Origin of the sequence: Arcicella aquatica, from assembly GCF_034928825.1 — a bacterium.
In the GTDB taxonomy this organism is placed as follows: domain Bacteria; phylum Bacteroidota; class Bacteroidia; order Cytophagales; family Spirosomataceae; genus Arcicella; species Arcicella aquatica.
On record NZ_JAYFUL010000039.1, the window covers coordinates 43,776 to 55,249 of the forward strand.

9 protein-coding genes and 1 tRNA gene are annotated in these 11,474 nt (G+C 36.1%); 8 read left to right on the forward strand and 2 right to left on the reverse strand.

Features of this window, described 5'->3' with window-relative positions:
• On the forward strand, positions 1–303 hold the full coding sequence (locus VB264_RS19010) for a DUF190 domain-containing protein (protein ID WP_323251916.1): 303 nt from the start codon (positions 1–3) through the stop codon (positions 301–303).
• On the forward strand, positions 304–3,441 hold the full coding sequence (locus tag VB264_RS19015) for an efflux RND transporter permease subunit (RefSeq protein WP_323251918.1): 3,138 nt from the start codon (positions 304–306) through the stop codon (positions 3,439–3,441).
• A 308-nt stretch (positions 3,442–3,749) separates the two neighbouring features.
• On the opposite strand, the gene VB264_RS19020 is transcribed toward VB264_RS19015, so the two are convergent.
• Positions 3,750–3,823: transfer RNA gene (locus tag VB264_RS19020), tRNA-Ile, on the reverse strand.
• A gap of 139 nt (positions 3,824–3,962) precedes the next feature.
• Here VB264_RS19020 and VB264_RS19025 point away from each other — a divergent pair.
• The 6 genes from VB264_RS19025 to VB264_RS19050 all read left to right on the forward strand — a co-directional run bounded on the left by VB264_RS19025 (position 3,963) and on the right by VB264_RS19050 (position 9,928).
• Complete coding sequence (locus VB264_RS19025; RefSeq protein ID WP_323251920.1) at positions 3,963–4,376, forward strand: hypothetical protein; 414 nt, start codon at positions 3,963–3,965, stop codon at positions 4,374–4,376.
• Positions 4,377–4,709: 333 nt separating this feature from the next.
• The gene (locus VB264_RS19030; RefSeq protein ID WP_309922903.1) at positions 4,710–5,942 is read left to right on the forward strand and encodes an HD domain-containing protein; all 1,233 of its coding nucleotides are present in this window, start codon (positions 4,710–4,712) and stop codon (positions 5,940–5,942) included.
• Between the two features lie 53 nt (positions 5,943–5,995).
• Positions 5,996–7,030 (forward strand): UDP-3-O-(3-hydroxymyristoyl)glucosamine N-acyltransferase, encoded by a 1,035-nt coding sequence (gene lpxD, locus VB264_RS19035; protein ID WP_323251931.1) that lies wholly within the window; start codon positions 5,996–5,998, stop codon positions 7,028–7,030.
• Positions 7,023–8,417, forward strand: a complete 1,395-nt coding sequence (locus VB264_RS19040; protein ID WP_323251923.1) for a bifunctional UDP-3-O-[3-hydroxymyristoyl] N-acetylglucosamine deacetylase/3-hydroxyacyl-ACP dehydratase — start codon at positions 7,023–7,025, stop codon at positions 8,415–8,417. The genes lpxD and VB264_RS19040 overlap by 8 nt, the downstream gene beginning before the upstream one ends.
• A 38-nt stretch (positions 8,418–8,455) precedes the next feature.
• On the forward strand, positions 8,456–9,232 hold the full coding sequence (lpxA, locus tag VB264_RS19045) for an acyl-ACP--UDP-N-acetylglucosamine O-acyltransferase (RefSeq protein WP_309922908.1): 777 nt from the start codon (positions 8,456–8,458) through the stop codon (positions 9,230–9,232).
• 75 nt (positions 9,233–9,307) lie between these two features.
• Positions 9,308–9,928: an ABC transporter ATP-binding protein gene (locus VB264_RS19050; protein ID WP_323251926.1), complete on the forward strand. Its 621-nt coding sequence runs from the start codon at positions 9,308–9,310 to the stop codon at positions 9,926–9,928.
• A gap of 368 nt (positions 9,929–10,296) precedes the next feature.
• Here VB264_RS19050 and VB264_RS19055 read toward each other — a convergent pair whose 3' ends face one another.
• On the reverse strand, positions 10,297–10,962 hold the full coding sequence (locus tag VB264_RS19055; RefSeq protein ID WP_323251929.1) for a heavy metal-binding domain-containing protein: 666 nt from the start codon (positions 10,960–10,962) through the stop codon (positions 10,297–10,299).
• Positions 10,963–11,474: the final 512 nt, after the last annotated feature.

An 11,474-nucleotide genomic window follows, 5' to 3' on the forward strand; every position in this document is an offset into this window, starting at 1 on the left:
ATGTTACAAGCTCAGATTTATATCGACGAAGACGAACTCTTTGGAACAAAATCACTGCATGAGTTCATCATCCAATTCTTGATTGCCCAAAAAATACAAGGATTAACTGTTTTTAAAGGCATTTCGGGCTTTGGCTCCAACAAGCACTTCAATCGTCCAAACGATTTATTTAGTTTCGACGAAACCCCCATCATGATTACTTTCATCGATGAAACAGCAAAAGTAAGAGCAGTTTTAACTGCCCTTAGAGTAGAAGTAAAAAGCGGATTTATTATTACCAACCCAGTTGAACAGTGGAAATAGATGATTAAGAACTTGTTAGTATTCAGCCTTCGCAATCGCTGGATTGTTATTGCGATAAGTACAGTATTGATGGCTGTTGGCTATTGGTGCTTTACACAATTAAAAATAGAAGCCTACCCAGATATTGCCGATACGTGTGTAATTGTAGTAGCACAATACGACGGTAGAGCTGCCGAAGAAGTAGAGCAACAAGTAACTGTACCGATAGAACGTGCCTTACAGAATACACCCAATGTATTAGACCGTAGGAGTCGTACTATCTTTGGGTTATCTGTTGTACAACTGACTTTCAAAGATGGTACAGATGATTATTTCGCTCGTCAGCAAGTAATAGAGCGATTAAGCAGCGCTGCTTTACCTGCTGGTGTGAATCCAGAGCTAGCACCGATGAGTACTGCTGTGGGCGAAATTTACCGTTATGTAGTAGAAGCTCCAGCCAATTTTAGCCAGACACAATTAAGAGATTTACAAGACTGGGTGATAAAACCTGCATTATTGCAAGTAGCAGGCATTGCAGACGTTGTAACTTTTGGTGGTCCGCTGAAACAATACCATATTATTACGTCGCCTGAAAAGCTAAGAAAGTATAACCTTACTTTACAAAATGTTACAGATGCGGTAAATGTAAATAACCAAAACACAGGAGGAAACATCTTAGCCCGTGGCGGACAAGGGTTTGCCGTAAGAGGGTTAGGAGCTATTAAAAATGAACAGGATATTCAAAATATCGTGTTGAAATCGGATAATGGGATGCCTGTATTTATTCGAGATGTGGCCACTGTGGAGATTACTCCGCCACCTGCTAGTGGTGTTTTAGGTTATACCGTTACCAAAGATAAACTTGACGTAAATAGTGGCGTAGAAGGCATCATTTTGTTAAGACGCTACGAAAACCCAAGCGAAGTACTGAAACTATTGAAAGAAAAAATGGCGGATTTGCAAGCAAGCGAATTGCCAGAAGGTGTGCATTTACGCCCACTTTATGACCGAAGTTTCTTGATTGACCATTCATTAGAGACCGTAGCACATACTCTTTTTGAGGGAATCTCTATCGTCGTAATTCTATTGATATTTTTCTTAGGAAGTATCCGTAGTGCTTTTGTAGTGGCATTGACCATTCCTTTCTCGTTATTGTTTGCGTTTATATTAATGCGTTTGACGGGTATTCCTGCTAATTTACTTTCATTGGGCGCTATAGACTTTGGGATTATTGTAGATGGTGCCTGTTTGATGGCAGAACATTTAATCAGGAAATACCGAACAGCCACGGTAGAAGAAAAGAAACAGGGAATCATCAGAATTACCTTGCTTTCAGCCCAAGAGGTAGGTCGTGAAATTTTCTTTTCAGTTACCATCATCATTTTGGCTTATATGCCTATTTTATTGATGACACGGGTAGAAGGCAAGTTATTTTCACCGATGGCCTTAACCTTGGCGTTTGCAGTAATAGGTTCGATGTTGGCGGCACTTACGTTTATTCCAGTGTTAATTTCTTTCAGCTATAAAAAAGCGTTGGCAGATTTTGAAAAACCAATGAAAGAACACAAGAATTATGTATTGGATTTTCTGTCTAAACACTATGGTAATGTATTAGTAAAATTGCTGAAACATTATAAAAGAACAGTAATTATAGGTTTTACCATTGTGGCAACTTTTATCTTATGTGGCTTGAAACTAGGCACAGAATTCTTACCAAGTTTGGATGAAGGTTCTATCTTCTTAAGAGGGAATTTTCCTTCAGGTATTACCATACAGGAGAACGCAAGTTATGCTCCAAAAATCAGGAGTATCATTGCTAAGTATCCACAAATTGCTTTTGTAATTACGCAAACAGGTAGAAACGACGACGGAACAGACCCATTTCCTGCGAATAGAAATGAAATTTTGGTCGGATTGAAGGATTATAGCCTTTGGAGTAAGACCATTTCTAAAAAAGAATTGGTTGATAAAATAAAAAATGACCTTCAACAACAATTACCTTCTGTATCATTTTCTTCAGGTCAGCCTATCATTGATCAGGTGATGGAAATCGTAACAGGTAGTGCCGCAGACCTCGCTATTTCCGTTGTAGGGGATGATTTGAAGATGATGCGACAAAAAGCAGACAGCATTGCGGTCATTGTAAAGCAAACCACTGGGGCTGACAATGTTAACGTAGAGCAAGAAGGGCCGCAAGATCAACTAGCAATTAATATAAATCGTGAGTCCGCCGCACGTTTTGGCATAAATGTTGCTGATATACAAAATATGATTGAAGCGGCGATTGGAGGCAAAGCAATCTCAACTTTATATGATGGTACCAAACGTTATGATATTGTTGTTCGCTTTTTACCGCAGTTCCGTAATTCAATCGATGCTATCAAAGATATTTTAGTGCCCTCGGCAAATGGTTCCTTAATTCCCATGAGTCAATTAGCAGATATTCACTTTGTAGAAGGTCAAACGAATATTTATCGTTACGGAAGCAAGAGGATGGTAACTGTTCGTACAAATATCAAAGGCAGAGACCAAGGTAGTTTTGTGAAAGAGTTGCAAGATAAGATTGATGCCAAAGTACACGTACCAAAAGGTTACCAAATAATTTATGGTGGTCAGTACGAAAACCTCGAACGCGCAGGCAAGCAATTAGCTTTCACGATTCCATTAACAATACTATTGGTTTTTCTTTTCTTGTTTATGTTATTCAAGAATTTGCCTAATACCTTAGTAACAATGAGTTGTATTTTGTTTGCGCTGGGTGGAGGTATCGTCGCCTTATTAATAAGAGGATACTACTTTAACGTTTCGGCAGGGGTTGGTTTCGTAAGTATTTTTGGTATTTCAGTAATGGCAGGGGTTTTATTAGTATCAGCCATTAATCGAGCGAAAGGTTATAATGATGCCGAGTTACAGCAAAACGTGTTGGTATCATCAAAAGAGCAATTAAGGGCCTTATTATCCATTTTAGTAGTTGCTATTATTGGTCTTGTACCAGCCGCTATTTCATCAGGAATTGGTTCAGATGTACAACGCCCTTTGGCAACGGTTATTATCGGTGGTTTGAGCAGTACTTTAATTTTTGCACCCTTGATTTTACCATCACTTTATTTGTGGTCAGAAAAAAACAGAAAAATAAAGGTCGCTGAAGAAAATGAATAATTATTTGAAGATATTAAAATGCCCTAATCTGCTTTGTTAATTCATACGGGAGCGTTTACAAAAACGCTCTCATTTAAAAAAAAAATATGTAACCCCTTTTAATAAGAGTACTTAACTATTTATCACACAATACTTAACCATTTTTATAAAATTGCCTAACTGCTTAAAAAAACAATACCTAATCATTTTTCAAAGAATACCTAACCCACCATTTATAAGTAGTACCGTTTAGGCGTATTATTGTATGAAAGTGTAATAGACGCCTAAACAAAAAAACTCATAATCGATTGATTATGAGTTTTTTATTGTGGGCCCACTTGGAATCGAACCAAGCACCTACTGATTATGAGTCAGTTGCTCTAACCGAATGAGCTATAGGCCCTACAAAGCTTTTAATTTCTTTGTGGTGCAAAATTAGAGGTTTAAAAGCATTTTTACAAAATATCTTTTTAAAAAAACATTTAAACCTTTTCAATTACCAGTTATCTAAGGGTTGTTTTTAAATATTAACTATCTCAGCAATGAAAAGGAAATTAATCTTTGCAGCGTGCTTAGTAGCCGCTACTTTTATGGTAAATGTTCAGACTTCTGTAGCTCAAAGTGCTGAAACACAAAATGGTGCTCCACAAGATATGACTCCTGAACAGAGAGTGGACAATCAATTAAAAAGATGGACTAAGGCTTTGAGTTTGACTCCTGAGCAAGTAAATCAGGTTAAGCCTTTGTTGATGGAAAGAGTGACAAAAAGAGAGTCTTTGAGAAATGCAACTGATAGACGTGCTGCTATGCAAGAGTTACGCGACCTTACTAAGGCACAGGATGAAAAACTGAAAACGATTTTTACTGCTGAACAGCTTACGAAATACGCTGAGTTACAAAACGAAATGAGAGAGCGCGGCGGAAATGGCGGTGGTCGTAGAGATGGCAATAATTAAGTTTTTTAACGACTAAATAATTAAAAAAAATAGCGATGCAGGTTTTGTATCGCTATTTTTGTTATTGGGCTTCTTTGAAGGACTTTAGGACTTTAGGACTTTAGGACTTTAGGACTTTAGGACTTTAGGACTTTAGGACTTTAGGACTTTAGGACTTTAGGACTTTAGGACTTTAGGACGTTGGGATACAAGACACATGATTTTAAGATGAAATGATATTTTGGATGACAAGTAGAAAGATATTTATATCTTGGAATTAAGAAATACAATTAAATATCTACTCGTCAATTATTCACTAACTCTCCACTCTTTAAATCACAACTAAAACAATACATGAATAAACGTAAAATAGTTAATGATCCTGTCTATGGATTTATTAATATTCCGACTGAATTAATTTTTGATTTGATTGAGCATCCTTACTATCAACGCTTAAGAAGAATCAAACAGTTAGGTATGGCCGAATATGTTTATCCTGGTGCTTTGCATACACGTTTTCATCATGCATTAGGCGCCATGTATTTAATGAACGAGGCCTTATCTACCCTAAAAAGTAAAGGACATGAAATTTCAGATGCAGAATGCGAATCAGCACAAATTGCTATTTTATTACATGACGTTGGTCATGGGCCATTTTCTCATGTGCTCGAGTCTGTCATTTTGAATCATGTATCCCATGAGCATATTTCATTTCTGTTGATGGAAGAGCTCAATAAGCAACTAGGTGGTGCTTTGACTTTAGCCATAAAGATGTTTACGGGTAAGTATGAAAGAAAATTCTTTACACAATTAATTTCAAGTCAGCTAGATGTTGACCGAATGGATTATTTAAACCGAGATAGTTTTTTTACAGGTGTACGCGAAGGTTTTATTGGGGCCGATAGAATTTTGAAAATGTTGGATATTGTCGACAACCAATTGGTGGTTGAACAAAAAGGCATTTATTCTATTGAAAACTTTTTAACGGCTCGTCGGTTGATGTATTGGCAAGTATATTTGCACAAAACCTCTATTTGTGCCGAAACAATGTTGATACAAATTATTACAAGAGCAAGAGAATTAATTAGGGCAGGTGAAAACGTTTTTGCTACACCCGCCTTCATGGTTTTTTTACAAAAAGATGTTAGTCTTCAAGACTTTATTTCTGACAAATCTTACTTAGAAGCCTTTGCCGAAATGGATGATTATGACATTTGGGCTTGTGTAAAAATATGGGCAAAACACCCTGACAAATTGCTATCTAATATCAGTAAAATGTTATTGGATAGGAATTTATACAAAATTCACATTTCAGACTCACCCATTGAACCATCTTTTCTTGAAAAAATTCAAATTGATTTATTAAGTCATGCTAGTGTTCAGGTAAGCGATTTACCCTATTTAATGATAGAAGGAAGCACTTCTAATGCAGCCTATGTATCTGGCAAACAGAACATTAATATCCTAACAAAAGACAAAAGAGTATTGGATATTGCAGAGGCCTCTGATTTACCCACAATAAAGGCATTAAGTAACATCGTCAAAAAATATTATATATGTTGGGCAAAGAATGTATATTTGCGGTAAAATATGTTAGGCGAAGCCGTCCAAAAACAAACCCCAACGACCACACCCCAAGAATGGAATTTACCGTTGAACAAATTGCTCTGATGCTAAATGGAGAAATAAAAGGAGATAAAAGCCTTAAAGTCAGCCAGTTAGCTAAAATTGAAGATGGAACAGAAGGCAGTATATCCTTCTTAGCGAATCTTAAATACGAGCATTTTTTATATACCACCCAAGCAACTGCTGTAATTGTTGATAAAACATTTGAGCCTAAAAAGGAGTATTCTCCTTGTTTAATCTTGGTTGAAAATGCATATTCGGCTTTTACTACACTTCTTCAAGAATACCAAAAAATCTTAGCAAATCAGAAGAAAGGCATCGAACAACCCTCATTTATCAGTAATTCTGCTACAATCGGTGAAGGTGAATATATTGGTGCTTTTAGTTATATTGCTAGTAATTGTAAAATTGGGAAAAACGTAAAAATATATCCTCATGTAACAATATTGGAGGCCAGTATTATTGGTGACGATTGTACCATTTATTCAGGTGTAAAAATCTATCCTAATACTCATATAGGCAACCATTGTACTATCCATGCCAATGCAGTAATTGGTGCGGATGGTTTCGGCTTTGCACCACAGGCTGATGGCACTTATCAAACGATTCCACAACTAGGCAATGTTTTAATAGAAGACTATGTGAGTATTGGGGCAAATGCCACGATTGACCGTGCTACGATAGGCTCTACCATTATCAGAGAAGGCGTAAAGATTGATAATTTAGTTCAAATTGGACATAATGTAGAAATCGGCAAAAATACAGTAATTGCTGCGCAGACAGGTGTTGCGGGTTCGGCAAAAATAGGTGCAAATTGTATGATTGGCGGACAAGTAGGCATTAATGGCCATATTAATATACCAAACAAAACGATTGCACTGGGGCAATCGGGTATTTCTAAAGCTCCTAATAAAGAAGGAACGATTTTAAGCGGTACGCCAGCTACTGAAAACATAGACTACTTGAAAACACAGGCTCTTATTCGTAAACTTCCTGCTACAGAGAAACGATTGAGAGAAATAGAAAATAAGTTAAAAAGCAATGAATAATAAACAGCATACCATCAAAAAATCTGTTACGATGTCGGGGGGTGGCTTACACACTGGTGTTGTAGCTAATATGACGTTTTTGCCAGCTCCGCCTAATCATGGATACAAGTTTCAAAGAGTAGATTTACCCAATCAGCCCATTGCAGATGCTGACGTAGATCACGTAGTAGATGTTTCAAGAGGAACAACCATAGAACACAACGGAGCCCGAATTAATACAGTAGAACACGTATTAGCAGCGATGGTAGGCTGTCAGGTTGATAATGTTTTGATACAATTGGATGGACCTGAACCACCTATTATGGATGGAAGTTCTATCAAATTTGTAGAAGCGATTTTAAATGCAGGTTTAGAACAGCAAGATGCACATCGTAAATTTTTTGAAATTCCTTCTGAAATCAGGTATAAAGATGCTGAAAGAGGCGTTGAATTAGCGGCTTTACCTTTGAACGATTATCGTTTGACGGCAATGGTAGATTATAACTCTAAGTTCTTGACAAGTCAGCATGCCAATTTAACGGCTATCAGCCAGTTCAATGAAAGCTTTGCTAAATGCCGTACCTTTTGTTTTGTACATGAGCTAGAAGCCCTATACAAAGCAGACTTAATAAAAGGTGGAGATTTATCAAACGCTATCGTAATTGCCGACCGCGATTATTCTGAAGAAGAGCTTAATCACCTTGCAATGGTGTTAGGTAAACCAAAAGTAAGCGTTTCTAAAGAAAAAGGCATTCTTAATAATTTAGAGCTATATTATAATAACGAAATGGCACGCCATAAGTTATTAGATATGGTGGGAGATTTAGCCTTAGTGGGTCGCCCAATCAAAGCTCAAATCTTAGCAGCACGCCCAGGCCATGCAGCCAATGTAGAATTAGCGAAGAAAATCAAAAAGTTGATGTTGGAAACTGAGAAAAACAAAGTGCCTCAGTACGACCCAAAGCAACCTCCTATTTTCACTTTCGAGAGAATCTACCAATTGCTTCCTCACCGTTATCCATTCCAAATGGTTGATAAAATCATTTATTTGGACGACCAGAGTGTAGTAGGTATCAAGAACGTAACCATGAATGAAAATTATTTCATGGGTCACTTTCCTAACAACCCTGTGATGCCTGGCGTTATGCAAGTAGAAGCAATGGCACAAACGGGTGGTATATTGGTACTTAGTTCAGTGCCAGATCCAGAAAACTACTGGCCATATTTGGTAGGAATTGAAAACTGTCGTTTCAGAAAAAGTGTAGTACCGGGCGATACGGTGGTTTTTAAATGTGATTTATTAGCCCCTATCAGAAGAGGTATTGCAAAAATGCACGGGGTAGCGTATGTAGGCGGACAAGTAGTGTGCGAAGCCGACATGACAGCTAGCTTAGTAAGAAAGAGTTAATTATTACGAATAATTATTCGTTGTTATCAATAAAAAATATGACACAACCCTTAGCGTACATACACCCCGACGCCAAACTTGCTCAAAATGTAGTCGTAGAACCTTTTACGGTGATTCATCAAAACGTGGAAATTGGTGAAGGTAGCTGGATTGGTTCAAACGTAACAATTTTTCCTGGGGCAAGAATTGGTAAAAATTGTCGTATTTTTCCGGGTGCCGTAATATCTGCTATTCCACAAGATTTAAAATTTCAAGGAGAAGAAACACTTGCCATCGTAGGCGATAACACTACAATTCGTGAATGTGTAACGTTAAACAGAGGTACTGTTGATAAATATAAAACGCAAGTTGGTAAAAATTGCTTAATTATGGCCTATTGCCATATTGCTCATGATTGTATCATCGGCGACAACGTAATTATTGCCAACAATGTACAGATGGCTGGACACGTAGAAGTGGGCGATTTTGCTCGTTTTGGTGGTACTGCCGCAGTACATCAGTTTGTAAAAATCGGGAAACACGTAATGATTTCGGGTGGGGCTTTAGTAAGAAAAGATATTCCGCCTTATACAAAATCCGCTCGTGAGCCACTTGGTTATGTAGGCATTAATTCAGTAGGATTAAGAAGAAGTGGTTTCTCAGAAGAACAAATATCGCAAATTCAGGAAGCATACAGGTATATCTATTTGAAAAATCTGAATACATCTGATGCCCTTACTCAGATTGAAATTAATCTTCCTGCTTCTTCTGAACGTGATGAAATTGTAAACTTCATCCGTAATTCAGAAAGAGGTATCATGAAAGGTCTTTCATAATATTTATAAAAGGTTGATAATTGCTTTCTTCAAAGAATCTATTGTCAACCTTTTTATTCAATCAAAGCATAACCCTTGAATATCAACGCTCAAAATCTCGGTAAAAAGTTTAGAAATGAATGGATTTTCAGAAAGTTAACGCTGGAATTTCATGCAGGAAACTCTTATACATTTACAGGAGCAAATGGTAGCGGAAAATCTACCTTATTACAAGTACTTTCAGGATTTATGCCTCATACTGAAGGAAATGTTGTTTTTCAAGAAGGAGATAAAATTCTTGAAATCGACCATTTTTATAAGCATATCAGCATTACAGCTCCATATTTAGAATTAATAGAAGACTTCACCCTTAGCGAACTGCTAGCTTTTCATACCAAATTTAAGCCTCTACGAGACTCCTTCACTATCAATCAATTCATTGATTTTATTGAATTGCCCCAAGCCAAGAACAAAGAAGTGAAATACTTTTCGTCGGGCATGAAACAAAGAGTAAAATTAGGCCTTTCCTTCCTATCTGACTGCGATATTTTGATGCTTGACGAACCAACATCCAATCTTGATAATAACGCAGTGAATTGGTACCTAAAAAACGTGCAAGAGTATTCAAAAAATCGTTTATTGTTTATCTGTTCCAATCAGCCCTCAGAATATGAATTCTGTGATAAGGTTTTTAATATTCATGATTTTAAGGGGTAGATTTTGTTCGGGTTTTTTAACAAAATTTCTTTATATTAAATTTTGTAGCATAATGAAGCTGTTTAAACTTTCCGTTTCTGAGGTGAAAGTATTGTATTTTTGAATTGATTTTTTCAAAATTTGAGAAGCATAGCATCGCTACGTTGAGTAAATTTTGGAACAAGCTATTCCAAAAGACTTAGTTTAACCCGAAAGGAAAAGTTTAAACAGCTTCAATGATAAATAAACACTCTTGATTTAAAATTTGTCTTTTAGTTTTTCAATATCTACTCTATTTTACTAAGCATATTAAATCTTAAATTTACTACATAATTAATGTTATACGCTTAATGGAATACTATCAATTAAGTTTCACATTCTTCTCTATCTTAAACGTACCTATCATAGGGATATTCATCTACTAAATCGCTTACCTCTTTAAATAAATTAGTAACATTTTTTAAATATGGTTTATCTGTATTTAAAATTTCAGGATTTTTTAGATTTACAGCTGTACCTGCGGTACAAACCATCAACATTCCTTTAATTCCTCCTACTTCAGCATAGTCAATATCAACTCCTATAATTGCGTTTGCACCCTTTGAAGCAGCTATATTTCGCATACGTTGAAAGCATTTTTGTTCACCTTCTGATAATCTACTGTTCATTTTTTGTGATTCTCTTCCTAGAAAGTCACTAAAATCTGCTTTAATTTCTGTCAAAAATCCTGTCCCTGTTACATATTGCGAAGTAACAATATCAATCACTGAATAGTCCCAACCACTAGGGTTTTGAATACTCACAATTGGAATATCATCAATAGCAACTTTCAACTCTTCTTTTTTACTTTCAAAAATTTTATGATAGTTTTCTCTGGCATGTCTTGATATACCACTCTGGCATTTTTCGCAAAAAACATCCGAAGTTGCATTAGCATATTTCCTAAAAAACTTAGGGTCTTTTGGATAAAACAGTGAATTTCCTATTTTCAAAATACCTTCTTTTTTTATCTCTATTCCACAATTTGGACAATGAGTATATTTTATTTCTTCCATCGTCTTATCTATTAACAAATCCTACATTTACGACCATATTTAGCAAGAAGTACTTGCAATTTTTATATCCTCTACATAATTTAAAGTAGGACGAGGTGAAGAGCAGTTCAAAATAATCAAAGTAGGATAATGTTATTCCAACAGCTAGGAGGGGAGTAATTGGTATTTTTTTCCTGGTATGAGTGGCTATATATTATCACACAATTTAAAAGTTTATAATTACAAGTTAATGCCTTCATGTTTAAAACCCGTACTTATACCTTATAAATGAGGTATAAGTACGGGTTTAAATTATTGATAAAATTTTCTCAAGTTGTCTTTATTTTTTATTTTCCCTAGCATTAAACAATTATAGGAATAGCTTTTCGGTATGGCGTATACCAAAAATAGAAGGAGGCTGTCCCAAAAGGATAGCCTCTTTTTAATGGTCAATTTTATAGAACGCTATAATTTTCCATTCCTAATTTTCTAAAGTCGAATTTGAAGAATTCTAAATATTTTAATAGACTTTG

What these genes read in the sequence shown, in the direction of transcription:
- VB264_RS19025 (WP_323251920.1), top strand. Translation starts at nt 3,963, where the DNA reads ATGAAAAGGAAATTAATCTTTGCAGCGTGCTTAGTAGCCGCTACTTTT.
- lpxD (WP_323251931.1), top strand. Translation starts at nt 5,996, where the DNA reads ATGGAATTTACCGTTGAACAAATTGCTCTGATGCTAAATGGAGAAATA.
- VB264_RS19015 (WP_323251918.1), top strand. Translation starts at nt 304, where the DNA reads ATGATTAAGAACTTGTTAGTATTCAGCCTTCGCAATCGCTGGATTGTT.
- VB264_RS19010 (WP_323251916.1), top strand. Translation starts at nt 1, where the DNA reads ATGTTACAAGCTCAGATTTATATCGACGAAGACGAACTCTTTGGAACA.
- VB264_RS19040 (WP_323251923.1), top strand. Translation starts at nt 7,023, where the DNA reads ATGAATAATAAACAGCATACCATCAAAAAATCTGTTACGATGTCGGGG.
- lpxA (WP_309922908.1), top strand. Translation starts at nt 8,456, where the DNA reads ATGACACAACCCTTAGCGTACATACACCCCGACGCCAAACTTGCTCAA.
- VB264_RS19030 (WP_309922903.1), top strand. Translation starts at nt 4,710, where the DNA reads ATGAATAAACGTAAAATAGTTAATGATCCTGTCTATGGATTTATTAAT.
- VB264_RS19055 (WP_323251929.1), bottom strand. Translation starts at nt 10,962, where the DNA reads ATGGAAGAAATAAAATATACTCATTGTCCAAATTGTGGAATAGAGATA.